The organism is Stenotrophomonas forensis (genome assembly GCF_028752115.1).
Taxonomy (GTDB): domain Bacteria; phylum Pseudomonadota; class Gammaproteobacteria; order Xanthomonadales; family Xanthomonadaceae; genus Stenotrophomonas; species Stenotrophomonas forensis.
Genome location: NZ_CP082270.1, coordinates 1652642 through 1675549 on the forward strand (window position 1 = coordinate 1652642; position 22908 = coordinate 1675549).

Here is a 22908-nt window from a genome sequence, read left to right on the forward strand (position 1 = left end):
ACGCGGCCTGCACCGACGCAATCGCGGAAATGCAGAAGCAAAACGGGCGGTTAGCTCAGCGGTAGAGCACTACCTTGACATGGTAGGGGTCACAGGTTCGAACCCTGTACCGCCCACCACGAAGTCCCTGAAAAGGGGCTGTCGTGAACTGCAAAGCCCGGCCCTGGCGCCGGGTTTTTACGTAGCAAGGCCAGCTTTCGGGCGGCAAGAACAAGATGGGCGGTTAGCTCAGCGGTAGAGCACTACCTTGACATGGTAGGGGTCACAGGTTCGAACCCTGTACCGCCCACCACCTGGCTCCCGGCATGGCCGGTGCAGCGGTGGATCACGATGAAAGCCGGCCTTGGGCCGGCTTTTTTCGTTTGTGCTGGCAGCCTCGCCGCGCATCAGCGCTGCGCGACCCATTCGTCGATGCTGATCATGCGCTGCAGCTTCCAGTGGCCCTCGACGCGTTCCCAGACCTGCGCGTAGCGCGCCGACCTGGACCGTTGCTGCTGGCCGTCTGCGGCCACAGGCTGGTAGCCAACACGCAGTACGCGGTCCTGGCGCAGCCGGTACAGCTGCAGGGTGGCCGGATCCCGTGCCGCCGGAGCGCCCGCGTGCTCGGCATCGGCCTGCAGGATCTGGCGGCGCAGGGAGACATCCCCGGCATCGGCATCGCGGCCGAACAAGCCAGCGCACAACAGCAGCAGGGCAAGCATCGGCATGGCACGGTGCTCCGGAGAAGGGAGTCCAGCGTGGCACTGCCTCCTGTGCGGTGAAACCGGTATGCGACGAAAGCCGGTAAAGCGTGCGTCAAGTGGGTCCGGGGAGGATGAATCCGGGGCGGGGTGGCCAATACCCCGTGGCCCTGCCACCGCCGCGGAGCCGGAACAGCGTCGCGGCGGTGGCAACCGGTCAGTAAACCCGGGCTTCGGAACGGATGGGATTACAACGGATCACAGCACAGCACCTGGCCCGGCTTGCCGGAATTGCCGAACGGACAGCTCGGGTGCGGTTCGCAGCCCGGCGCGTAGCCGGTCTTGGGCGCGACGGCGAAGGCCTGGGCGGCGCCGAAGGCCATGGCCGCGACAACGACGATACCGGCGACGGACGAAAGGACTTTCTTTCCGATCATGTGTATCTCCTTGGTGGGCGTTGTGGTGTTGCAGTTGCCGAAGGCACGTGAGTGCCAGTGGTGGCGCGTGATGTAGTGATGAGGGGCTGGCGCGTGCCAGGTCAGGGCAGGGCAAGGTCCGGCGCCAACGACGTCATGGCGGCCTGTACGACCTGCTCATCAAGCTGGCCCACATGCTTGTAGGCCACGCCCCCATCGCTGCCCAGCACGATCAGCATCGGGGTGACCGTTGCGCGATAGCGCTTCGATGCATCGCCTTCGCTGTCGATGGCGACCGGGAAGCGCAGATCGTGCGTGTCGGCGTAGTCGGCCAGTTCATCGTAGGGAGGAAGTCCCACGCCGATCAGTTCGCTGGCACCGCGTGCAGCGGCGATCTTCCGCACATGCGGCATCGAGGCCAGGCAGTAGCGGCAGGTCGTGGAAAAGAAGTAGAGGATCTGCGGCGCAGTGCGCGGGCCGCCCAGCTGCACACGGGCCTGCTGCGTGGTCTTCAGCGCAAGCGGGGCGGGAACGCTGCCGCGTGCCAGGCCGTGCGCTTCAAGCCGCATCTCCTGCAGCTGCGAGGCCATCTGTTGGTTGATCTGCCGCAGTTGGCGGTTCTGCCATCCCAGCGCGACGATCAGCGCAGACAGCAACAGGGCCACAACGGGGAACAGGACGCGCTTGATCATCGATCATCCTTGAACGCAGCGTTGGCTCGAACATACCGGAACTGGCGCACGGGATGTTAAGTCGATGTTCGCCACGCGCGCACGGGAGCCGCGCCTGTACTAGAGTGGCACCCGCGCAGGCATGCGCGCCTGCCTTCCCCTCATTACCAGAAGGATTTCCCGATGAGCGATCATGTCCCGGTGTCCCGGCCCAATCCAGTGCTTGAACTGCTGTTCGGCGGCAACATGCTGGAGGGCACGTTCAAGGCGGTGGTCTGGGTGGCCCTGCTGGCTGCGGTCCTGGCCTGGACCACCTTCCGCTGAGTCCTTGCGCGGCGCTGCAGCACCGGCTGCATGCGCCGTTGCTACCCTGCGCTCAGGCGTCGAAGGCCTGGCGCAGGCTGCGCAGGGTCGCCTGGCGCTGTTCCTTCGCGATGGCCTCACCCATCTCCAGCTCCTGCAGGCGCAGCCCGACCAGGGTCATCGACAGCGCGTAGCCGCGCGCTGCATCGGCTACGCGCGAAAGTCCCAGGGCGCGCCGCGCCAACGCGTTGACGTGTTCCAGGTCGGGCATCAGGCCCAGGTAGGCGCGCTCGGCGCTTTCCAGATCGGGAGCACGCAGGATCGCGTGCGCTTCAGCAGCAGGGGAGACGGAGGCCATGGGGGGTCCTTGTCCGTAGCAGGCGCTCGATCAGAACGAGCGCATCAGGGAAACGAAGGCCGACGTCTGTGTACCACGTCGTGCCATCGGGCTGTCCTTCACCGCATCGCCGAACCACTGGTTGGCGACCACGCCTGTTGCACGCCACTGGGTGCCCAGCGGCGTGCTGACCGCGATCTGCAGGCTCGGCGATGTCGTGCTGCCCGGGCGGTAGGCCGCCAGGCCCGAGCGCAGTGCTTCCTCGTCGCTGATGCCGTAGTAGTAGTCCAGCAGGCGTGCGCTGGAGTGCACCACGCCCACCCGTGGCACCCAGGTGAAGCGGCCGGCCTGGATCGGATAGCTGTAATGCAGGCGCGATTCGAAGCCACCGCCATGCCCGGTGATCTCACGCATCACACCGGCCTCGACAATGCCCCAGTCGGCGCTGTATTCACCGTTGATTCCTGCCATGGCCGACATCTGCCGGCTGTGCAGGCGGCGCAGCTGCGGATCATTCACGTCGTCGGTCTTGAAGCGCAGCGTGTAGGGCGTGAGTGCCGCCGACAGCCGCAGGCCCTGGCCTTTGTACAGGTACATGCCCAGCGAGCCGGGGCTGGCGAAGAAGCGCTGGCCCTGCCAGGAAATCGCCGGTACGACCAGCGGCTTGACGTCGTAGTGCGCATACGCGCCGGACGTCGCACCCGCGGTGATGCCAGCCTGCACGCCCGGGCTGCGGTCGGCGGCATGCGTGATCAACGGCAGGCCGATGGCAGCGGAGAACAGCAGGGGGCGCAGCAGGGTCGGGGACAGCGACGGCATCGATCAGCCACTTTGCGGGGGATGGCTGTGCATGGTGCGGGCCCAACATTGTCAGAACATTGCGCCTGGGCAATCGGCACGCAATGACGCCCAAAGCAGGCGCCAGGCACTATGATCGGCACCGTTTCCGGCAGCCGAGTCCCTGATGCGCATCCTTCTGGTCGAAGACGATCCTGACCTGTCCCGTGCCCTGCAATCGGGCCTGGAGCGGCAGGGCGTGGTGGCCGATGTGGTCGGCAGCCTCGCCGAGGCGGCCATCGCGCTGCGCGAACCGGTGCACCAGCTGATGTTGCTGGACCGCCAGCTTCCCGATGGCGACGGCGCCGGTTTTGTCGCTACCGCGCGCGCACTGCGCCCGAACTTGGCGGTGATCATGCTGACGGCCAAGGGCACGTTGTCGGACAAGGTCGAAGGGCTGGACGTCGGTGCCGATGATTACCTGGTCAAGCCGGTGGCGATCGAGGAGCTGATGGCGCGCATCCGCGCGGTGTCGCGGCGGCCTTCCGCGATGGTGACACCGAGCCTGCGGCTGGGACGGCTCGAGTTCGACTTCGAATCGCTGCAGGCACAGGTGGAAGGCCAACCGTTGGCGCTGCCGCGCCGGCAGGTGCTGGTGCTGCAGGCGCTGGCAATGCGGCAGGGGCGCACGGTCACCCGCAGTGCGCTGGAAGCGGCGGTATACGGCTTTGACGATGAGATCCAGTCCAATGCGCTCGATGCGCACATTTCCAAGCTGCGCAAGGCGCTTCAGCAGGCCGGGGCGGGCGTGGAGATCCACGTGATCCGGGGCGTCGGCTACCTGCTGGCGGAGGCCTGAGATGGCGCGTCCGATCCGTTCCATCACGCTCGGCCTGGCCTGGCGCCTGTTCCTCGCGCAGGCATTCACCGTGCTGTTCGCGGTGGTTGCGTTGATCCTGACCTGGGGTGACAAGGACTCCTGGGGCATGGACATGTTCATGGCCGAGGCGGTGGCCAAGGCCGTGCACAGTGAGGGCGGCCGGTTGGTGCTGGATGAAGCGCGCTGGCGCAGGCTGGACGCGGATGCGGGAGGCAATCTCTGGTTCGCGGCGGTCGATGACAAGGGCATCTGGCTGGAACGCGGCACGATTCCGGCCATCCACGCGCCGTTGCTGGCGCGGTTGCCGACGCTGGGTGCCACCGAACTCGGTTCGCTGGTGCCGCCCTACCTGGATGTGGCCAGGGTCATGATCCGCAACGAGGATGGCCGACGCATCACGGTGATGGTGGGGGGCGCACCGAAGGGCGGGCTGCTGGATGGCGCACTGATGGTGTTGCGCCTGATTGGCTTGTGGTTCTTCCTGCCGCTGATCGTGGTCACGCTGCTGGTGATGCCGACGGTGATCCACCGCGCGATGCGCGGTGTGCGGCGTTCCGCGCAGCAGGCCAAGGAGCTGGATATCGGCCAGCCGGGCGCGCGGCTGGATGCGCAGCTGGTGTCGACCGAGGTTGCGCCGCTGGTGGAAGCGTTCAACGATGCGATCGACAAGGTGCAGCAGGGCTACGCGGCGCGCGACAAGTTCCTCGCCGATGCCGCACACGAGCTGCGCGTGCCGATCGCGGTGGTGCAGGCGCGCCTGTCACAGCTGCCGCAGGGCGAACTCAAGTCGCAGCTGCTCACCGACGTCGCCCGCCTCGGCAACGTGGCCGAGCATCTGCTCGACCTGCAGCGGCTCGACCGCAATGTCGGTGCGCTGCAACGGCTGGACCTGGCGCTGCTGGTGCGCGAAGCCGCTGCCGAGCTGGCGCCGCTGGTGGTAGGGGCGGGCTATGGCTTCGAGGTGGATGCGCCGGACGCGCCGGTGTGGATCCACGGCGACAGCCTGGCGCTGGGGCGGGTGATCGCCAACCTGGTGCACAACGCCATCGTCCACGGTGGCGGGCGCGGCACCATCTGCGTGCGCCTGGATGAGCGCGGACTGCTGGAAGTCAGCGACCAGGGCGCCGGCATTCCGGTCAATGATCGCGAGGCGATCTTCGAGCCGTTCCACCGGCTGCGCGCGGCCGGCAGTGGCAGTGGGCTGGGCCTGCATCTGGTGAAGGAGATCGTGCAGCACCACGGCGGCTCGGTCAGTGTCGGCGAAGCGGCCGGCGGTGGCGCCAGCTTCCGGGTCAATTTCCATCGCGGCACCGTTCGGCGCTGACAGCCGCGCGGGGCATTGCCCGATAGGCAGGCCGTCGTGATCGATTGCAGGCTGCACGGATGGTTCCCGAACGATCCGCCCCACCCCTGTTCGGCGGGGGCAGTGCCGCAGGGCTGGTGCTGGGCGCGCTGGCCTGCATGCAGCTGCCGGTGCTGCTGCCGCTGTGGCTGTGCGCGCCGTTGGCGGTCGCCGCTGGCGCCTGCTGGCTGGCGCGCTGGCGTGGCCGGGGCTGGGCGATGGCCGTGTTCGGGCTGGCATGGGCGACGCTGCACGGGCATTGGGCGCTGCACCGGCAGATGCCTCCCGCTGCGCCGGCGCAGGATGTGCGGGTGCAGGGACGCGTGGTCGAGCTTCCACACAGCGGGCCCGGTTACACGCGTTTCGTACTGCGTGTGGACGAGGCCGGGGCGCTGCCGTCGCTGCGTGGTACGCGCCTGCAGGTGACCTGGAGCGATCCGTGGCGCGGGCCTGCAAGCGCTGGCAGCGGGGGCGGGCGCCATGCGGTTCGCGCCGGGGCGCACTGGGACCTCTCACTGCGCCTGAGGGCGCCGCGTTCACGGATCAATCCGGGCGGCTTCGATGCCGAGCGGCATGCCTTGCAGCGGGGCATTTCCGGCAATGGCACGGTCCGTGATCCGGCAAGCGCACGTGAGCGGCTGCCCGCACGGGGCCTGCAGGCCTGGCGTGAACGCAGCAGCGCCGCGATTGCCACGCAGGTGGCGCATCCGGCTGCACGGTTCGTGCAGGCGCTGGCACTGGGCGACACCCGTGGCGTGTCCGATGCCGATTGGGAGCACCTGCGCGCGCTGGGCCTGACCCATCTGGTCGCCATTTCCGGATTCCACGTGGGCGTGGTGGCTGGATTCGGTGCGCTGTTGTGCCGCGTGTCGTGGTGGTTGTGGCCAGCGCTGGGGCGGGTCCGGCCACGGCCGCAGGCCGCCGCGTGGGGCGCCGCACTGGCTGCGGCCGCCTATGCCGTTGCGGCCGGTGGCGCGCTGCCGACCGTGCGCGCGGCGCTGATGATCGGCCTGGTTGCGCTGGCCCGGGCCGGACGCCGCCCGGTTGCCGCAGGGCAGGGGCTGGCGCTGGCTGCGATGGTGATGGTGCTGCCGGCGCCGATGTCGGTCCTGTCAGCAGGGTTCTGGTTGAGCTTTGGCGGGGTGCTGTGGCTGTTGTGGTGCCTGCCGCGCACCGCGCCGGAGGGGGTTGGCGGTGGCCTGCGCGGTTTCCTGGCGGCGCAGGGAGTGGCGAGCGTGGGCCTGCTGCCCCTGTGCGTGGCCTTGTTCGGTGGCACCGCGCGGTTGGGGCCGCTGGTCAATCTGCCGATCATCCCGTGGTGGACGTTGCTGGTGGTGCCGATGTCGCTGTTGGGGACCGCTCTTCACGCCCTGCACGACGGCGCCGGAGGATGGGCATGGCGTGCCGCCGCCGGGTTGTTCGAGGTCAGCTGGCAGGCCCTGCAGCCGCTGGCGCTGCACCCGAGGGCGATGTGGTGGCTGGCCGAGGCGCCGGGCTGGGCGGTGCCGGCGGCGTTGCTGGGGGTGTTCTGGTGGCTGCTGCCGCGCGGGGCCGGCGGTGGCCTGGTGGGGCTGTTGCTGTGCCTGCCACTGCTGTGGCCGGCGCGCGGGGCACCCGCGCAGGGTGAGCTGGAACTGCTGGTGCACGATGTCGGCCAGGGCACGGCGGTGCTGGTGCGCACGGCGCGGCACGCGCTCTGGTATGACGTCGGGCCGCCGACCGGCGCCGACGGCAATGAACGGATCCTGATCCCGGCCCTGCGCGCGCTGGGCCAGGGGCCGCCCGAGCAGGTGATGCTCAGCCATGACCATCTGGACCACATCGGCAGCCTGCCCAGCCTGCGGCGTCAGCTGCCCGGGCTGCATGCGCTGGCACCGCCCGGCAGCGCGATTGCCGGGGCCAGGCCCTGCCGGCAGGGAATGCGCTGGCAGTGGGACGGTGTCGACTTCCAGGTATTGCACCCGGCGCCGGGCAGCCGGCAGGGCGGCAACGAAGACAGCTGCGTGCTGCGCATCGCCAGCCGCCACGGCGTTGTTCTGCTGCCCGGTGACATCGGCCGTTCGGCGGAGCGGGCGCTGCTGCAGGCTTGGCCGACCGCGTTGAAGGCCGACGTGGTGCTGGTGCCGCACCATGGCAGCGGCGGCAGCTCCAGCGCGGGATGGGTGGCGGCGGTGGCACCGCGGCTGGCGCTGGTTTCGGCCGGGCACCAGAACCGCTTCGGGCACCCGCGCCCGGAGGTGGTCCAGCGCTGGCAGGCGCAGGGGGCCGAGGTGCTGGCGACCGCCGACGCCGGGGCGATCCGCGTATGGCTTGGTGCGCAAGGGCTGCAGCTGCGTGAACAGCGTGTCCACGCATCCCGTTGGTGGGATGCCGCTGGGCGGGCGCGGTCGGCTGCTATCCTATCGTCGATTGAACAAGCGGCCGTTGGGCCGGAGGGTTGAAACGTGTGGGAACTGGTCAAGGCCGGTGGCTGGCCGATGGTGCCGCTGCTGCTGTTGGGCGTACTGGCTTTGGCGATCATCCTGGAGCGTTTCTGGTCCCTGCGGCGGACGGAAGTGCTGCCGCCCGGCCTCGGCCAGGAAGTGCGCAACTGGGCCGCGCGCGGCAAGCTTGATCCGGCCCATCTGCAGACCCTGCGTGCCAACTCGCCGCTGGGCGCGCTGCTGGCCGCCGCGCTGGAAGCGCGCAATCGCCCGCGTGACCAGATCCGCGAGCGCATCGAGGACACCGGCCGCCACCTGGTGCACCGCATGGAACGTTTCCTCAACGCACTGGGCACCATCGCCTCGGCGGGCCCGTTGCTGGGCCTGCTCGGCACGGTGATCGGCATGATCCAGATGTTCCTGGGCATCCTCGACCACGGCGTGGGTGACGTGAACCAGCTGGCCGGTGGCATCGGCAAGGCCCTGGTCTGCACCGCCACCGGCATGATCGTGGCGATCCCGGCGCTGATGTTCCATCGCTACTTCAAGGGCCGCATCCACGGCTACGTGGTGGAGATGGAGCAGGAAGCCAGCGCATTGCTGGATACGCTCGACGGTCGCCCCGGAGTGATGAACCCGGCCGCGGCGGTGCGTTCGTCCAACGCTGCCACGGCGAAGGCCTGATCGATGCGTATCGGCAACGACCGGTCCCAGGATGAGCCGCATATCGACCTGGTGCCACTGATCGACGTCATCCTGGTGCTGATCATCTTCTTTGTGGTCACCACCACGTTCGATGCGCGTTCGACGCTGCAGGTGCAGCTGCCGACCGCCAGCCAGCAGCAGACCAACGAGCCGCCGCGCTCGCTCAGCGTGCTGATCAACGCCGAGGGCCGCTATTTCATCAATGACCAGGAAGTGCTGCGCAGCGACGTCGAGTCGGTCAAGCAGACCATTGCCGCCGTGGCGGGCAGTGATCGCGAGCAGACCGTGCTGCTGCGCGCCGATGCACGCACTCCCTACCAGGCCGTGGTGACCGCGCAGGATGCGCTGGGCCAGCTCGGCTTCCGCCGTATTGCCATTGCAACAGCACCCGAGGTGCGTCCATGAGTTCCAAACACGCGCCGGTGTGGCCGATCTACAAGCGTCTGCTGGGATATACCCGTGCCTACTGGGTCCTGATGGTCGCCGCTGTCATCGCCATGGCGGTGGAGTCGGTGGCCGGGTACTTCTTCACCAAGCTGATGGAGCCGCTGGTCAACCGCGGCTTCGTCAATCCCGAGCCAAGGATGGCGGTGATCCTGCCGTTGACCATCCTCGGCCTGTTCCTGATGCGCAGTGCCGCCACCTGGGTCAGCGACTACGCACTGGCCAAGACCGGCCGCAGCGTGGTGCGCGACCTGCGTGAGCAGGTACTGGCCAAGTACCTGCACCTGCCGTCCTCGCACTTCGATACCGAATCGACCCCGGTGATGGTCAGCCGCCTGAATTTCGACACCGAGCAGGTCACCCAGGCCAGCGCCGATGCGCTCAAGACCGTGGTCGCCGATACCCTGACCATCATCGCGATGCTGGCGGTGATGCTGCAGATGAGCGTCAAGGTCACCGTGGCGATGCTGGTGGTGGTGCCGATGATCGGCGTGATCGTGTCCTACGTCGGCAAGCGCTACCGGCGTATCAGCCGCGGCATCCAGGACGGCATGGGCACGATGGCGCAGACCGCCGAGCAGTCGCTGGCCGCGCAGCAGGAAGTGAAGGTGCACGGCACCCAGCAGCATGAGATGTCGCGTTACTCGCGCCTGGCCAACCGCATGCTGGCACTGAACATGAAGGTGGAAATCACCCGTGCCGGCGCGTCCAGCGTGGTCCAGTTCCTGGCCGCGCTGGCGCTGGCGGTGATCGTCTGGGTGTCGACCCGCGAAGCGCTCGCCGGCCGTCTGAACGCCGGCCAGTTCATGGGCCTGATGATCTCGATGACCGCGATCATTCCCTCGCTGCGCCGCCTGACCAGCGTGCAGTCCTCGATCTCGCGTGGCGTGTCCGCTGCCGAGCGCCTGTTCGGCATCCTCGACATGCCGGTCGAGCGCGACGAAGGCCGCAACACGGTGCAGCGCGTGCAGGGTGAACTGGCCTTCGAGCACGTCATGCTGCGCTACCGCGCCGACAGTGGCATCGCGCTGGATGACATCAGCTTCGTTGCCAAGCCGGGCACGGTGACCGCCATCGTTGGCCGATCCGGCAGCGGCAAGACCAGCCTGATCCGGCTGGTACCGCGCTTCTACGAACCCAGTGGTGGGCGCATCACCCTCGACGGCGTGGCCCTGGACGACTATCCGCTGGCCGATCTGCGCCGCCAGGTGGCGATGGTCGGGCAGAAGGTCATGCTGTTCGACGACACCATCGGCGCCAACATCGCCTATGGCATGGACGCGACCGATGATCAGATCCGCGCGGCCGCCGAAGCGGCCAATGCGTGGGAATTCATCGCACGCATGCCGCAGCAGCTGCAGACCCCGGTCGGCGAGAACGGCGCGCTGCTGTCCGGCGGCCAGCGCCAGCGCCTGGCGATCGCGCGCGCGATTCTGCGTGATGCCCCGATCCTGATCCTCGATGAAGCCACCGCCGCGCTCGACAACGAATCCGAGCGGCTGGTACAGGATGCACTGCAGCGCCTGATGCCCGAGCGCACCACGCTGGTGATCGCACACCGCCTGTCAACCATCGAGCATGCCGACCAGGTGCTGGTGATGGACCACGGTCGCATCGTTGAACGCGGCACCCACAAGGAGCTGCTGAGCATGGGTGGCCTGTACCAGCATCTGCACAGCATGCAGTTCCGCGAAAGGCAGGACTGATGGCTGGCAAGGGTACCCAGACCCCGCCGTACTGGTACGACGGCAGCCCGGTTCCCTGGGCGATGCGCCTGCTGGCGCCGCTGTACGCCGGTGTCACCGCGCTGCGCCGGCGTGCCTATCGGCGCGGCTGGCGCAAGCACTACACGTTGCCGGTGCCGGTCATCGTGGTCGGCAACATCACCGCAGGCGGCACCGGCAAGACGCCGTTGACCATCGCCCTGGTCGAGCGCCTTCGTGCCGCCGGCTGGAAGCCGGGCGTGGCCAGCCGCGGCTATGGCCGCGAGGATGCGGACAAGCCACTGTGGGTACAGGCCGACACGCCGACCGCCAAGGGCGGCGACGAGCCGGTGCTGATCGCGTGGAAGACCGGCGTGCCGGTGCGCGTGGATCGTGATCGCGTTGCCGCTGGCAAGGCGCTGATCGAGGCCGGCTGCAATGTGATCGTCTGCGACGATGGCCTGCAGCACTACCGGCTGGCACGCGACATCGAAATTGAAGTGGTCGATGCCCAGCGCCGCTACGGCAATGGCCGGATGATTCCGGCCGGACCGCTGCGTGAGCCGGTCAGCCGCGCTACCGAGTGCGACTTCCGGGTGGTCAACCTCGGCCAGGCCGATGAGGATGCCGCAGCCCAGGCCTGTGGATTCGGCCAGTGGCCGATGGCCCTGCACATCGACAGTGCGCAGCCGCTGGCCGGTGGCCGTGCGCGCCCGCTGTCGTATTTCAAGGGCCAGCGTGTGCACGCGGTGGCCGGCATCGCCCATCCGCAGCGCTTCTTCGACATGCTGCGCGCGCGTGGCATCGGCGTGGTGCCGCATGCCTTTGCCGACCATCAGGCGTATCAGCCGCAGGACCTGTCCTTCGGCAGCCAGCTGCCGGTGCTGATGACCGAGAAGGACGCGGTGAAGTGCCGTCAGTTCGGCAACGACTGGCACTACGCCGTCCCGCTGCGTGCCGAGCTGCCTGCTGCGTTCTGGGTGGCGCTGACCGATCGCCTGGACAAGCTGAGACCGAACTGAGTGGCGCGGCGGCGCTTGCATTCACCTGCCGCCGGCCGCATTCCTGTTGCAACGAGCCTGCCGAGTACCGCCCGCATGACCGAATTCGTCGTCGCCATCCCGGCCCGCTATGCCGCATCGAGGCTGCCGGGCAAGCCGCTGCGCCTGCTGGGCGGTGAGCCGCTGGTCCTGCACGTGGCGCGCCGCGCGCTGCAGGCGGGTGCTGGCGAGGTCTGGGTCGCCACCGACGACCAGCGCATCGCCGACACGCTGTCCGGGCTGGCCGAAGTGAAGGTGGCGATGACCGCAACATCGCACGCGTCCGGCACCGACCGTCTGGCCGAGTGCGCGCGCATTGCCGGCTGGGCCGATGACACCGTGGTGGTGAACCTGCAGGGCGATGAACCCTTCGCGCCTGCGGCTGGTATCCGCGCAGTGGCCGACGCGCTGGTCGGCGGCAATGCGCCGATGTCGACCCTGGCCACCACCGTCGAGGACGCGCACACCCTGTTCGACCCGAACGTGGTCAAGCTGGTGCGCAACGTGCGCAACGAGGCGATGTACTTCAGCCGTGCGCCGATCGCCTGGCACCGTGATGGCTTCGCGCGCAGTCGCAACACGCTGCCGGACGGCCATGCCTGGCTGCGCCATATCGGCATCTATGGCTATCGCGCCGGCTTCCTGCAGCAGTTCGCGGCGATGCCGCCGGGCCAGCTGGAGCAGGTCGAATCGCTGGAACAGCTGCGGGTGCTGGAGGCCGGCTATGCGATCAGCGTGGCGATCTCGCCGGAACCGTTCCCGCCGGGCATCGATACTCCCGAGGACCTCGAGCGCGCCGAAGCGCTGCTGCAGGCGATGGGCGCGCGATGAAACTGCTGGTCGTCTGCCTCGGCAACATCTGCCGTTCGCCGATGGCCGAAGGTGCGCTGCGCGCACGCCTGGAGGCCTCGCCGCTGGCCGGGCGGGTGCAGGTCGATTCGGCCGGTACCGGTGACTGGCACGTCGGTGAGCCACCGGACCGGCGCGCGATCGCCTGCGCGGCCGGGCACGGCGTGGACATTGGTGGCCTGCGTGCACGCCAGCTGCGGGCCGTGGATTTCGACCGCTTCGACTGGATCCTGTGCGCTGACGAAGCCAATCTGCGCGATGCCGGTCGCCTGGCTGCACCCGCCCAGCGCGAGCAGCTGGCGTTGTACCTGCCGTGGTCGGGCGGAGAAGGGCGGGTGGCGATCCCGGATCCCTACACCGGTGGCAACGATCACTTCGAGCAGGTCTGGACGCTGGTCGACACTGCTGCGGAACGTGTCGTGGCACGACTGTTGCATGACGCCGACTCCGGCATAATCGGGCCATGAACGTCCAGCCCGTCCCGGACCTGCCCGAGTTCGCCACCTGGCTCAATGCCACCCCCTGCACCCTGACCGAACTGCGCGGTCGGCCGGTGGCGCTGCTGTTCGTCAACGCCGCCTCCGCCTGGAGCGCGCAGCGGCTGGCCGAATTCGGCCAGTGGCTGTCACGCCACCCGGGCAAGCTGCAGCCGCTGGTGCTGCAGGTGCCGCGCTTTGATTTCGAGCGCGACCCGGGGGCCGCATTGAAGCTGCTGCGCCGGCAGGGCCTGACGATGCCGGTGCTGCTGGATGCCGACTGGGATGGCTGGCGTCGCTTCGGCATCAACGCCTGGCCAACGATGGTGCTGCTGGACGCGCAGGGCCGCGAGCAGCAACGGCTGGTCGGGCAGGGCGCGCCCGGTGAGCTTGAGCGTGCCTTGAACGCGCTGTGCCAGGGCGCCCCTTCGGCGCCGCCGCGGGGAGGCAGTGAACTGCATCCGGAGCCGCGCCAGGCCTTGCGTTTTCCGTTGGGGCTGGCCGTCAGCACCGAGCGCCTGTACATCGCCGACAGCGGCCATCACCGCATCCTCGAATGCAGCCATGGTGGCCGCATCCTGCGCCAGTTCGGGCTGGGTACCGCCGATTTCATGGATGGCAACCTTGCCGAGGCGGCGTTCCATCGACCGCAGGCGCTGGTCCTGGAACGCGACGCGCTGTACGTGGCTGATACCGGCAACCATGCGGTGCGACGCATCAACCTGCTCACCGGCATCGTCGACACGCTGTGTGGCAACGGCCGCCCCGGCGCGCCGGTGGAGGGCCCGGTTGCGCAGGCGCGGCAGGTATCGCTGGACCATCCGATCGGCCTGGCCATCGCCGACAACCAGCTGCATATCGCCATGGCCGGCGACAACCGCATCTGGAGCTATCACCTGGGCCAGCGCAGCCTGCAGTGGCGCGCCGGCAGTGGTGCCATCGACGAGCGCGACGGCAGTGGTCACCTGGCCGCCTTCGCCCAGCCCAGCGCGCTGGCGGTGGTGCAGCAGGTGCTGTACGTGGCCGACGCGCTGGGGTCCTCGATCCGTGCGCTGCAGTTGCGCGGCGACCTGGTGCAGACGCTGGTCGGGCAGGGGCCCTGGCGCTTCGGCAATGAGGATGGACCGCGCGCGCAGGCCCGCCTGCAGTTCCCGCAGGCGATTGCCTTGAGTCCGGACGCTCCGCTGCTGTGGATCGCCGACTCCGGCAATGGCCGTCTGCGCACGCTTCGCCTGGGCGGCGGCGAACTCACCACCCAGCCGCTGCCGCGTCGCCTGCAGGGCCCGGCCGGGCTGGCGGTGGGCGCCGGCGCGGTGTGGATCGCCGAGACCGATGCCCACGCCGTGCTGCGCCTGGACCCTGAAAGTGGCGTGCTCAGCGAAGTACCGATCAGCGAATGACCGACGTTCCCGCCCCGGCCTTTGATGGCAAGGCCTTCGCGGCCCATCTCAGCACCGCACCCGGCGTGTACCGCATGTACGCGGCCGACGACACCTTGCTGTACGTGGGCAAGGCGCGTGCACTGCGCAACCGCGTCGGCAGCTATTTCAATGGCAGCCCGAAGAACGCGCGGATCATGTCGATGATCTCGCAGATCGCGCGCATGGACGTCACTGTCACGCGCTCGGAAGCCGAGGCGCTCCTGCTGGAAAACCAGCTGATCAAGTCGTTGTCGCCGCGCTACAACGTTTCCTTGCGCGACGACAAGACCTACCCGCATGTGCTGCTGACCCGCGAGGACTGGCCGCGCATCGCGCTGCATCGCGGCCCGCGTGCCATTCCCGGCCGCTATTTCGGGCCGTACCCGGGTGTCACTGCGGTACGCGAGACGCTCAACCTGATGCACAAGCTGTTCAAGCTGCGCAGCTGCGAAGACAGCGTGTTCCGCAATCGTTCGCGACCGTGCCTGCAGTACCAGATCGGTCGCTGCAGCGCACCCTGCGTGGAGCTGGTGGCGCCCAGCGAATATGCCGAGTCGGTGCGTCGTGCCGCGCTGTTCCTGGAAGGCAAGAGCGATGAGTTGACCCGCGAGCTGGGCGAGCAGATGCAGGTGGCCAGCGAGGCGTTGGAATTCGAACAGGCCGCACGCCTGCGCGACCTGATTTCCTCACTGCGCAGCATGCAGACCCGTCAGTACGTGGATGGCCGCGCCGCCGACCTGGACGTGCTGGCGGTGGCCATGCAGGGCTCGCAGGCCTGTGTGCTGCTGCTGGCGTTCCGTGATGGGCGCAACCTGGGCACCCGTCCGTTCTTCCCGCGCACCAATGGCGAGGAAAGCCCCGAGGAAGTGCTGGCCGCGTTCGTCTCGCAGTACTACATCGAATTCGAGCCGCCGCGCGAGATCCTGCTGGATCGCGAGATTCCCGATGCCGACCTGCTGGTCGCCGCGCTGTCGGCCTCGGCCGAACGCAAGGTGCAGCTGAAGTGGAACGTGCGTGGCGAGCGTGCCGGCTACGTGGAACTGGCCAGCCGCAACGCGCAGCTGACCCTGGCCACCGAACTCAACAGCCGCAACGCGCAGCACGCGCGCAGCGACGCGCTGCGCGACATGCTGGGCCTGGCCGAGCCGGTCAAGCGGGTCGAGTGCTTCGACATCAGTCATACCCTCGGCGAAGCCACCGTGGCCTCCTGCGTGGTGTTCGATGCTGCTGGCCCGGTGCGCGCGCAGTACCGCCGCTTCAACATCAGCGGTATCGAGCCGGGCGATGACTACGCCGCCATGCGCCAGGCCATCGACCGCCGCTTCCGCCGTGCCGTGGAAGAGCAGGGCGTGCTGCCGGACGTACTGCTGATCGACGGTGGCGCCGGCCAGTTGGCGCAGGCCCAGGCCGCGCTGGCCGACCTCGGCGTGGAAGGGGTGCTGCTGGTAGGCGTGGCCAAGGGCGTGGAACGCCGCGCCGGCCACGAAGCGCTGGTGATGCCAGATGGGCGCGAACTGCGGCCGGGTGCGGCCAATCCGGCGCTGCAGTTCATCCAGCAGGTGCGCGACGAGGCGCACCGCTTCGCCATCACCGGCCATCGCGGTCGCCGGCAGAAGGCGCGGATGACCAGCAAGCTGGAGGACATCCCCGGCATCGGGCCGCGTCGCCGTGCCAGCCTGCTCAAGCATTTCGGTGGCCTTGTCGGCCTGAAAGCCGCCGGCGAAGCGGAAATCGCCAAGGTAGAAGGCATCAATGACGCCCTCGCGGCGCGTATCTACGCTAACCTGCACGGGTTGGCCACGCCCGATGCGGCCGAGTAGAGAGAGAAGCACGCACGCCATGAAGTTGACCCTCCCCACCTGGCTGACGTTGTTGCGGATCGTGATGATCCCGGTGCTGGTGCTGGTGTTCTACCTGCCCTACACCTGGACCAACTTCGCTTCGGCGGCGATCTTCGGCCTGGCCGCGATCACCGACTGGCTCGATGGCTGGATTGCCCGCCGCTACCAGCTGGAATCGGCGTTCGGCGCGTTCCTCGACCCGGTCGCGGACAAGCTGATGGTGGCGGTGGCGCTGTTCCTGATCGTGCAGGGCCACCCGACGCCGTGGATGGCGTTCTGGGCGGCGGTGATCGTCGGCCGTGAGATCGCGGTGTCGGCGCTGCGCGAGTGGATGGCGGAGCTGGGCCAGCGTGCCAAGGTGCGCGTGGCGATGATCGGCAAGGTCAAGACCACCGCGCAGATGGTCGCGCTGCTGTGCCTGCTCTATTCGGTGGCACCGAACGTGCCAGTGGAAGACATCTGGATGGGCTGGCCGGTGTTCCACATCGGCGACTGGACCCTGGCGATTGCGGCGGTGCTGACGCTGTGGTCGGGCCTGCAGTACCTGCACGCCGCCTGGCCAAGCCTGCGCGAAGACGAACGCGCCGCACGCGAACGTTCGCGCCAGAAGAAGCTGGGCAACGGTTGATCGGGCGCGACATCCACGCATGGCGTGGATCTACTGGAAATGCTGCATCCATGCCAGGCGTGGATACGCACTGCCAGGTGCCTCGCATACGCCAAAAAAACCGCTTGACGCCATTCCTGGAACAGGTAGAATTTCGCCTCCCAAGCGGGAATAGCTCAGTTGGTAGAGCGCAACCTTGCCAAGGTTGAGGTCGCGAGTTCGAGTCTCGTTTCCCGCTCCAGATTCAAGAAGAACGCTCCCGCAAGGGGGCGTTTTTCGTTTGCGTGCGCGCCACTGCGATCAATCATCGTCCTGTGCCGACGTGCGTGCGCGCATGCCGGTGATGCGCGCTTCCTCGCGTGCAACCTGGCGGTCGGCAAACCAGTCCTGCACATCGCCTGCAAAGCTCGCCGGGCGTCCCTTGCCCTGCACGCCCTCGGCAATCGACGCCAGGCTGGAACGCGCCAGTTCTTCGCGCATCGCCTTCTGCGCATTGATCATCACCGCGTGGATGCCGCACACGCCGCGGTTGGCCCAGCGCGGTGGGTTGCCATCGAACAGCGCGCAGCGCCCGCGGATCTCCTGGCAGTCGAACAGCGCCTTCTGCCCCTCAACGGCGTCGACCACGTCCAGCACGCTGATGTCCTCGGGCGCACGCGCCAGCTGGTAGCCGCCGCGGATGCCGCCGGTGGACTCGACGATGCCGGCTTTCTCCAGCTTCGGAAAGATCTTCGCCATGAAGGCTGCCGGCACGCCCTGCAGTTCGGCCAGGTCGCGGCTGCTGGGCCGCTGTTCCAGCGGCGGGACCAGCCAGAGCAGGCAGTGCAGGGCGTACTCGACGCCCGTTCCGATGTGGGCCATGGGACCGGTCCAGAAAAATGTAACGCGGACTATAGGGGCCTGAGTTACTGGCCGCAAGCGAGTGGCGTCCCATGCAGGGCATTGATTTCATTGGCGTTGTGGCTGGGGGCACGCGCACGGCAGGGGCGTGCTGGCCTGAACGGTCCGCCATCGACTGCTTGCGCCACATAACGCGGACTCATATGATCCGCGTTATGTGGCGTGCCGGCGCACCACATCACTGACGCCCCTGCCATCCACGCGCATGGGTGCCTGAATCTCATTTCCCAGAAGGACTTACCTCCGTGTCCAAACGCATTGTTGTCATCGGCGCCGGCTTTGCCGGCATGTGGAGCGCGCTGGCCGCCGCCCGTCTTCTCGATCAGGCCGCGCGCCATGATGTGCAGATCGTGCTGGTAGCGCCGTCCCCTGAGCTGCATGTGCGCCCACGCCTGTACGAAAAGGGGCCGGAGCGCATGAAGGCCCCGCTGCAGCCGATCTTCGATGCCGTCGGCGTGCACTACCTTGCCGGCCGCGTCGAGCACATCGATGTTGCCAACCAGCAGGTGCAGGTGGTTGGCCATGGTGCGGATGCCGCATCGCAGACGCTGCACTACGATCGCCTGGTGCTGGCCGCCGGCAGCCGCCTGAACTGCCCGCCGATTCCGGGCCTGCAGCAGCACGCCTTCAATGTCGATCAGATCGCCGACGCGGCGCGATTGCAGGTGCACCTGGAGCATCTTGCCGATCGCCCCGAAAACGCAGGACGCAACACGGTGGTGATCGCGGGTGCCGGCTTCACCGGTATCGAAACCGCAGCCGAAATGCCGGACCGCCTGCGCGACGTGCTCGGTGCCGATGCCGCAGTGGACGTCATCATGGTCGAGCGTGCCGAGGCCTTGGGTCCGGACCTCGGCGAAGGCCCACGGCCGGTCATCACCCAGGCCCTGACCGAGCTGGGTGTGTCGTGGCGGCTGGGTTCGGGCGTGGCCCACGTGGATGCCGAAGGCGTGACCCTCGAGAACGGTGAACGCATCGACGCCGCGACCGTCATCTGGACGGCCGGTGCACGTGCCAGCACCTTGGCCGCACAGATCCCCGGCCAGCACGACGCCGTGGGTCGCCTGCACGTCGATCGCACCCTCAAGGCGACGGGTGTCGACGCGGTATTCGCCACTGGCGACTGCGCGCACGCCGCCACGGACGACGATGGCAACGTAGCGATGATGTCCTGCCAGCACGCGATGAACCTGGGACGCTCGGCCGGCCACAATGCGGCCGCCGACCTGATCGGGGAGGCGATGATTCCCTACGCGCAGCCCAAGTACGTGACCTGCCTGGACCTGGGGCCGTGGGGCGCCGTCTACACCGAGGGCTGGGACCGCCAGGTGGTGCTTTTCGGTGCGGAGGCCAAGGCGCTGAAGACCCGCATCAACACCGAATGGATCTATCCGCCCAGTGGTGAGCGTGCGGAGATCCTGGCGTTGGCCGACCCGCTTCGCATCGTGGTTGCCTGACAGCGCCAGGACGTTCAGCAAGCACCGCTCCCTGAAGGGAGTGGTGCTCCTCATGGCGCAGCACGTGCAAAGCACCGCTTCATCCCCACTTCACCGTCACCCCATCGCCCCGCCATGCGCTGGCTTGAAGCTGCATCCCTGATTTCCAGCAGGCCTTGCAGCAATGCCCCACATTCCCTCCGCTTACGACCAGGACGTGGTCATCGTCGGCGCCAGTTTCGCCGGTGCCGCCTGTGCGCTGGCTGCTGCCCAGTACGGCCTGCGCGTGTGCGTGCTGGAACGCAAGGCCGATCCCGGCGAGCGCCTGCACACCACCGGCATCGTGGTGAAGGAAGCGATGGAACAGACGTGGCTGGGGCGTATGCCGGAGCACCTGCTGCAACGCGTCGCGGATGTGCGCCTGTACGCGCCCAACCTGCGCAACGTGCTGCTGACTGCACCCGGCTACTACTTCCTCACCACCGATACGCCGAACCTGATGCGCTGGCTGGCCAGCGAACTGCGTGCGAACGGCGTGGACCTGCACCTGCAACAGTCCTTCACCGGTGCCCGCCGCAGTGGCGAAGGTTGGGATGTGGAAGGAGTGGGGCGCTGCGCCTATCTGGTCGGTGCCGATGGCGCGCGTTCGCGCGTGGCCCAGCGCACCGGCCTCGGTCGGGTGCGTGACAACCTTTACGGCGTCGAACGCGAGTTCGCTGGCCTGCAATTGCCGCAGGGCGATGCATTGCATTGCTTCGTCAGCAAGCGCTTCGCACCGGGCTATATCGGCTGGGTCGCACAGAATCCGACGGGCCTGCAGGTGGGCCTGGCACTGCGCCATCACCCGGCACAGGTGCGGCCGCCGGATATCGATGGCTTCCTTGAGCACGTGCGCGATGTGGTCGGCATTCCGCCCGCCGCGCGGCCTTCGGCCACCCGCGCCGGGTTGGTGCCGTGCGGCCGGCCGGACGGCCCGATCACCGGCCCTGGCGTGATCCTGACCGGCGACGCCGCGGGCATCGTCTCGCCGCTCTCGGCCGGCGGTATCCACTCCTCGTGGCGGCATGGCTGGGCCGTGGGCGATGCCATAGGCCGGCATCTGCGCGGCACCGGCCCACAGCCGGAGCATGTGGCGCGGCAGGTGGCGCCGGCGTTCCATGGCAAGCGCCTGCTGCGCTGGGCGATGGATCATCTGCGGGCCGATTGGCCCCTCAACGTACTGCTGCATACGGCAGCCACGCGGCGCGTCGCCGAGCAGATCTACTTCCACCGTCGCGGTCTTCGCACGTGAAGGGAGCAGGCCGGGGCGCCCAAGCCAGGCCGCTTACGCCAGGTGAAAATTCCTGTTGACGCCGTGCAGCAATATCGACACAATAGCGCTCCTTCGACGCAGGTCGAACGAAATCTGCGGGAATAGCTCAGTTGGTAGAGCGCAACCTTGCCAAGGTTGAGGTCGCGAGTTCGAGTCTCGTTTCCCGCTCCAAATTTTGATCCACAGACTTCTACTGGGGTCTGTAGGTCATTGAAAAAAGGAGCTTCGGCTCCTTTTTTCATTCCAGCGAGTGCCACGGAAATCCACCCACAGCTACCGTTTTTGAGTGACCAAATAAGGCACAAGAATACGGGTGGGTCGGCTACCGGATAGTTGCTGGGGCTGAGCGGGGACCATGACGAGCATAGGGCCTAAGTCATTACTTAGGAGTCTCGAAATGGCGCTCTCTGATCTGACCGTCCGGCAGGCGAAGACCACCGGAAAACGCTACACCCTCTCCGACAACGACTGCCTGGGCCTGATGGTCTCAGCCGCAGGCGGCAAGTCATGGCAATTCCGCTACTACTGGCTGGGCAAGCAAAAGCGCCTGTGCCTGGGCGGCTATCCTGCTCTCAGCCTGCGCGAGGCCCGGATCGAGCGAGACAAGGCCCAGGCCCTGCTCGCCAGGGGGATCGATCCTCAGGTCGAGCGCGACCAGAAACGGCACGCGGCCAAGCTGGCGGGCGAATACACCTTCAAGACCGTCTTCGATGCCTGGGTCGAGCATCGCCGCAAGGAACTCAAGGAAGGCCGTCAAAGCACGCTGTCGCAGATCCTGCGCATCTTCAACAAGGACGTGTTGCCCACCCTGGGAAGAATGTCGATCTACGACATTCGCCGCCCCCAACTCCTGGGCGTCTTGGCGGCGATCGAGAAACGCAAGGCGTTCACCACCGCCGAGAAGGTCCGCACCTGGTTCAACCAGTTGTTCCGCTATGCCCTGGTCATTGCCGAGGGGTTGGAAGTCAACCCGGCCGCCGACCTGGACGTGGTGGCAGAGCCCAAGCCCCCCGTAGCCCACAATCCCTACCTGCACCTGCCCGAGATGCCCGAGTTCCTCCAGAAGCTCCGGCTCTACAACCCCCGTGGCTGGCAGACCCAGCTTGGCGTCCGGCTGCTGTTCCTGACCGGGGTGCGCACCGGCGAACTGCGATTGGCCGAACCCGAACAGTTCGACCTCGACAGGGGCTTGTGGATCATCCCACCGCAGATCGTCAAGCAGCTCCAGGATGAAATGCGCAAGGCAGGGAAGCGGCCGCAGGATGTGCCCCCCTATATCGTGCCGCTATCCCTGCAGGCCATCGAGATCGTGCGCTATCTCCTGGGGGTGATGCGGCCGGCGCAGAAGTACTTGCTGTCACACCGCAGCGAACTCAAGAAGCGCATCAGCGAGAACACCCTCAACAAGGCCGTGCAGCTCATGGGCTATGAGGGGCGCCTGACCGGCCACGGCATCCGCGGCACTATCTCGACGGCGCTCAACGAGATTGGCTACCCGAAGATTTGGGTGGACGCGCAGCTTTCCCATTCCGACCCCAACAAGGTGAGTTCGTCCTACAACCACGCCAAGTACGTTGAGCCGCGCCGTCGGATGATGCAGGACTGGGCCGATCGGCTCGACCTGCTCGAACAGGGCGAAGTGGAAGCCGCGAGCGCGCATCTGACCATCCGTATCGACGGGGCGCCGGCGATGGCAGAAGTGGAGGAAGCGGTGGATGCGACCCTCGCGATGGCCGAGCCCACTCCTCCCGGCGTCCCGCCCGTCGTGGCCACGCCTATTGTCGTAACCCCGAGCAGCGGCGGCATCACGTTCCAGCGGCTGTCTCAGGTACCGCCGCCTCCGACGCATGCCCCAGAGCCGGAAGTGTCCGCGATCCAGCGCGAGCGCGAGGAAATGCTGACCATCTACGAGTCTCCAAGCAGCTTGCCGGTCCCGCTGTTCGGCAAGCTGGCCGGAAAGTCCAAGGACCAGATCAACCGCGAACTGAAAGCGGGCAAGTTGCTGTCCATCAGTTTGGGCAATCGGGGGCAGCGTGTTCCCGATTGGCAACTGGTGCCGCTCAAGCACAAGCTGGCCCAGGTGCTCATGAACCAGTGCCCGCACGCGGATTCGTGGGATCTGTACCGCATGCTGACCCAGCCGCACCCTGACCTGGGGGACCGCGCGGCCATTGATGCGGTCACGCCGACCAACGTACCGGCGATCATCCAGGTCATCATGGGCGACTACCAGCACTATGCGGATATGCCCGAGGCCATTGCCCCGTACCCCATCCCCGAGGATGTGCGGCAAAGCGTTCGTCGGCTGGTGGATAGCGCAGTAGTTCTAGACGGAGCATAGGGCT

The 22908-nt window shown here is 67.5% G+C and carries 22 protein-coding genes and 4 tRNA genes; 20 read left to right on the forward strand and 6 right to left on the reverse strand.

Annotated features, from left to right (window positions below):
- The first annotated feature begins 44 nt into the window (after positions 1-44).
- Both K5L94_RS07700 and K5L94_RS07705 read left to right on the forward strand, forming a co-directional pair.
- Positions 45-119, forward strand: a tRNA-Val gene (locus K5L94_RS07700).
- 98 nt (positions 120-217) lie between these two features.
- Positions 218-292, forward strand: a tRNA-Val gene (locus K5L94_RS07705).
- A gap of 94 nt (positions 293-386) precedes the next feature.
- Here K5L94_RS07705 and K5L94_RS07710 read toward each other — a convergent pair.
- The 3 genes from K5L94_RS07710 to K5L94_RS07720 all read right to left on the reverse strand — a co-directional run bounded on the left by K5L94_RS07710 (position 387) and on the right by K5L94_RS07720 (position 1788).
- On the reverse strand, positions 387-707 hold the full coding sequence (locus K5L94_RS07710; protein WP_053449295.1) for a hypothetical protein: 321 nt from the start codon (positions 705-707) through the stop codon (positions 387-389).
- Between the two features lie 221 nt (positions 708-928).
- Positions 929-1117 carry a hypothetical protein gene (locus K5L94_RS07715; protein ID WP_008268658.1) on the reverse strand — a complete coding sequence of 63 codons (189 nt, stop codon included), beginning with the start codon at positions 1115-1117 and terminating at the stop codon, positions 929-931.
- Positions 1118-1218: 101 nt separating this feature from the next.
- Positions 1219-1788: a peroxiredoxin family protein gene (locus K5L94_RS07720; RefSeq protein ID WP_053449296.1), complete on the reverse strand. Its 570-nt coding sequence runs from the start codon at positions 1786-1788 to the stop codon at positions 1219-1221.
- Between the two features lie 162 nt (positions 1789-1950).
- Between K5L94_RS07720 and K5L94_RS07725 the strand changes: the two genes are divergently transcribed.
- Positions 1951-2091, forward strand: a complete 141-nt coding sequence (locus K5L94_RS07725) for a hypothetical protein (RefSeq protein ID WP_008268513.1) — start codon at positions 1951-1953, stop codon at positions 2089-2091.
- Positions 2092-2143: 52 nt separating this feature from the next.
- Here the strand turns inward: K5L94_RS07725 and K5L94_RS07730 are convergent, their stop codons facing one another.
- Entirely contained in the window at positions 2144-2428 is a 285-nt protein-coding gene (locus K5L94_RS07730; protein ID WP_053449297.1) for a hypothetical protein, read from the reverse strand.
- Between the two features lie 30 nt (positions 2429-2458).
- Positions 2459-3226, reverse strand: coding sequence for a MipA/OmpV family protein (locus K5L94_RS07735; protein ID WP_133934287.1), 768 nt, complete (start codon positions 3224-3226; stop codon positions 2459-2461).
- A 145-nt stretch (positions 3227-3371) separates the two neighbouring features.
- On the opposite strand from K5L94_RS07735, the gene K5L94_RS07740 reads away from it, so the two are divergent.
- The 13 genes from K5L94_RS07740 (at position 3372) to K5L94_RS07800 (ending at position 17156) form a co-directional block, all read left to right on the forward strand.
- The gene (locus K5L94_RS07740; protein WP_274512396.1) at positions 3372-4043 is read left to right on the forward strand and encodes a response regulator transcription factor; all 672 of its coding nucleotides are present in this window, start codon (positions 3372-3374) and stop codon (positions 4041-4043) included.
- Position 4044: 1 nt separating this feature from the next.
- Positions 4045-5388, forward strand: a complete 1344-nt coding sequence (locus K5L94_RS07745) for a sensor histidine kinase (protein ID WP_008267420.1) — start codon at positions 4045-4047, stop codon at positions 5386-5388.
- 59 nt (positions 5389-5447) lie between these two features.
- Positions 5448-7847, forward strand: a complete 2400-nt coding sequence (locus K5L94_RS07750; RefSeq protein WP_274512397.1) for a DNA internalization-related competence protein ComEC/Rec2 — start codon at positions 5448-5450, stop codon at positions 7845-7847.
- 3 nt (positions 7848-7850) lie between these two features.
- Complete coding sequence (locus K5L94_RS07755) at positions 7851-8513, forward strand: MotA/TolQ/ExbB proton channel family protein (RefSeq protein WP_006429918.1); 663 nt, start codon at positions 7851-7853, stop codon at positions 8511-8513.
- A gap of 3 nt (positions 8514-8516) precedes the next feature.
- On the forward strand, positions 8517-8939 hold the full coding sequence (locus K5L94_RS07760; RefSeq protein ID WP_004152323.1) for an ExbD/TolR family protein: 423 nt from the start codon (positions 8517-8519) through the stop codon (positions 8937-8939).
- The gene (gene msbA / locus K5L94_RS07765) at positions 8936-10684 is read left to right on the forward strand and encodes a lipid A export permease/ATP-binding protein MsbA (protein ID WP_053449302.1); all 1749 of its coding nucleotides are present in this window, start codon (positions 8936-8938) and stop codon (positions 10682-10684) included. Before K5L94_RS07760 ends, msbA begins: the two co-directional genes overlap by 4 nt.
- Positions 10684-11703 (forward strand): tetraacyldisaccharide 4'-kinase, encoded by a 1020-nt coding sequence (lpxK, locus tag K5L94_RS07770; protein WP_053449303.1) that lies wholly within the window; start codon positions 10684-10686, stop codon positions 11701-11703. The genes msbA and lpxK overlap by 1 nt, the downstream gene beginning before the upstream one ends.
- Before the next feature lie 75 nt (positions 11704-11778).
- On the forward strand, positions 11779-12552 hold the full coding sequence (gene kdsB, locus K5L94_RS07775; RefSeq protein WP_180879826.1) for a 3-deoxy-manno-octulosonate cytidylyltransferase: 774 nt from the start codon (positions 11779-11781) through the stop codon (positions 12550-12552).
- Positions 12549-13037, forward strand: coding sequence for a low molecular weight protein-tyrosine-phosphatase (locus K5L94_RS07780; RefSeq protein ID WP_180879828.1), 489 nt, complete (start codon positions 12549-12551; stop codon positions 13035-13037). Before kdsB ends, K5L94_RS07780 begins: the two co-directional genes overlap by 4 nt.
- Positions 13034-14446 carry a hypothetical protein gene (locus K5L94_RS07785; protein WP_164241073.1) on the forward strand — a complete coding sequence of 471 codons (1413 nt, stop codon included), beginning with the start codon at positions 13034-13036 and terminating at the stop codon, positions 14444-14446. Before K5L94_RS07780 ends, K5L94_RS07785 begins: the two co-directional genes overlap by 4 nt.
- Positions 14443-16287: an excinuclease ABC subunit UvrC gene (uvrC, locus tag K5L94_RS07790; protein WP_053449307.1), complete on the forward strand. Its 1845-nt coding sequence runs from the start codon at positions 14443-14445 to the stop codon at positions 16285-16287. Before K5L94_RS07785 ends, uvrC begins: the two co-directional genes overlap by 4 nt.
- A 19-nt stretch (positions 16288-16306) precedes the next feature.
- A complete protein-coding gene (pgsA, locus tag K5L94_RS07795) occupies positions 16307-16936 on the forward strand; it encodes a CDP-diacylglycerol--glycerol-3-phosphate 3-phosphatidyltransferase (protein ID WP_053449308.1) in 630 nt (209 codons plus the stop codon).
- Between the two features lie 144 nt (positions 16937-17080).
- Positions 17081-17156: transfer RNA gene (locus K5L94_RS07800), tRNA-Gly, on the forward strand.
- A 59-nt stretch (positions 17157-17215) separates the two neighbouring features.
- On the opposite strand, the gene K5L94_RS07805 is transcribed toward K5L94_RS07800, so the two are convergent.
- Positions 17216-17776, reverse strand: coding sequence for an RrF2 family transcriptional regulator (locus K5L94_RS07805; protein WP_053449309.1), 561 nt, complete (start codon positions 17774-17776; stop codon positions 17216-17218).
- Between the two features lie 284 nt (positions 17777-18060).
- Here K5L94_RS07805 and K5L94_RS07810 point away from each other — a divergent pair, with 284 nt between their 5' ends.
- The 4 genes from K5L94_RS07810 (at position 18061) to K5L94_RS07825 (ending at position 22904) form a co-directional block, all read left to right on the forward strand.
- Entirely contained in the window at positions 18061-19272 is a 1212-nt protein-coding gene (locus K5L94_RS07810; RefSeq protein WP_274512398.1) for an NAD(P)/FAD-dependent oxidoreductase, read from the forward strand.
- A gap of 163 nt (positions 19273-19435) precedes the next feature.
- Positions 19436-20542 (forward strand): NAD(P)/FAD-dependent oxidoreductase, encoded by a 1107-nt coding sequence (locus tag K5L94_RS07815; protein ID WP_274512399.1) that lies wholly within the window; start codon positions 19436-19438, stop codon positions 20540-20542.
- A gap of 116 nt (positions 20543-20658) precedes the next feature.
- Positions 20659-20734 (forward strand) — tRNA-Gly (locus tag K5L94_RS07820).
- A gap of 226 nt (positions 20735-20960) precedes the next feature.
- Positions 20961-22904 carry a tyrosine-type recombinase/integrase gene (locus K5L94_RS07825; protein WP_023103875.1) on the forward strand — a complete coding sequence of 648 codons (1944 nt, stop codon included), beginning with the start codon at positions 20961-20963 and terminating at the stop codon, positions 22902-22904.
- Positions 22905-22908 lie beyond the last annotated feature (4 nt).

What these genes read in the sequence shown, in the direction of transcription:
- K5L94_RS07710 (WP_053449295.1), bottom strand. Translation starts at nt 707, where the DNA reads ATGCCGATGCTTGCCCTGCTGCTGTTGTGCGCTGGCTTGTTCGGCCGC.
- K5L94_RS07715 (WP_008268658.1), bottom strand. Translation starts at nt 1,117, where the DNA reads ATGATCGGAAAGAAAGTCCTTTCGTCCGTCGCCGGTATCGTCGTTGTC.
- K5L94_RS07720 (WP_053449296.1), bottom strand. Translation starts at nt 1,788, where the DNA reads ATGATCAAGCGCGTCCTGTTCCCCGTTGTGGCCCTGTTGCTGTCTGCG.
- K5L94_RS07725 (WP_008268513.1), top strand. Translation starts at nt 1,951, where the DNA reads ATGAGCGATCATGTCCCGGTGTCCCGGCCCAATCCAGTGCTTGAACTG.
- K5L94_RS07730 (WP_053449297.1), bottom strand. Translation starts at nt 2,428, where the DNA reads ATGGCCTCCGTCTCCCCTGCTGCTGAAGCGCACGCGATCCTGCGTGCT.
- K5L94_RS07735 (WP_133934287.1), bottom strand. Translation starts at nt 3,226, where the DNA reads ATGCCGTCGCTGTCCCCGACCCTGCTGCGCCCCCTGCTGTTCTCCGCT.
- K5L94_RS07740 (WP_274512396.1), top strand. Translation starts at nt 3,372, where the DNA reads ATGCGCATCCTTCTGGTCGAAGACGATCCTGACCTGTCCCGTGCCCTG.
- K5L94_RS07745 (WP_008267420.1), top strand. Translation starts at nt 4,045, where the DNA reads ATGGCGCGTCCGATCCGTTCCATCACGCTCGGCCTGGCCTGGCGCCTG.
- K5L94_RS07750 (WP_274512397.1), top strand. Translation starts at nt 5,448, where the DNA reads ATGGTTCCCGAACGATCCGCCCCACCCCTGTTCGGCGGGGGCAGTGCC.
- K5L94_RS07760 (WP_004152323.1), top strand. Translation starts at nt 8,517, where the DNA reads ATGCGTATCGGCAACGACCGGTCCCAGGATGAGCCGCATATCGACCTG.
- msbA (WP_053449302.1), top strand. Translation starts at nt 8,936, where the DNA reads ATGAGTTCCAAACACGCGCCGGTGTGGCCGATCTACAAGCGTCTGCTG.
- lpxK (WP_053449303.1), top strand. Translation starts at nt 10,684, where the DNA reads ATGGCTGGCAAGGGTACCCAGACCCCGCCGTACTGGTACGACGGCAGC.
- kdsB (WP_180879826.1), top strand. Translation starts at nt 11,779, where the DNA reads ATGACCGAATTCGTCGTCGCCATCCCGGCCCGCTATGCCGCATCGAGG.
- K5L94_RS07780 (WP_180879828.1), top strand. Translation starts at nt 12,549, where the DNA reads ATGAAACTGCTGGTCGTCTGCCTCGGCAACATCTGCCGTTCGCCGATG.
- K5L94_RS07785 (WP_164241073.1), top strand. Translation starts at nt 13,034, where the DNA reads ATGAACGTCCAGCCCGTCCCGGACCTGCCCGAGTTCGCCACCTGGCTC.
- uvrC (WP_053449307.1), top strand. Translation starts at nt 14,443, where the DNA reads ATGACCGACGTTCCCGCCCCGGCCTTTGATGGCAAGGCCTTCGCGGCC.
- pgsA (WP_053449308.1), top strand. Translation starts at nt 16,307, where the DNA reads ATGAAGTTGACCCTCCCCACCTGGCTGACGTTGTTGCGGATCGTGATG.
- K5L94_RS07805 (WP_053449309.1), bottom strand. Translation starts at nt 17,776, where the DNA reads ATGGCCCACATCGGAACGGGCGTCGAGTACGCCCTGCACTGCCTGCTC.
- K5L94_RS07815 (WP_274512399.1), top strand. Translation starts at nt 19,436, where the DNA reads ATGCCCCACATTCCCTCCGCTTACGACCAGGACGTGGTCATCGTCGGC.
- K5L94_RS07825 (WP_023103875.1), top strand. Translation starts at nt 20,961, where the DNA reads ATGGCGCTCTCTGATCTGACCGTCCGGCAGGCGAAGACCACCGGAAAA.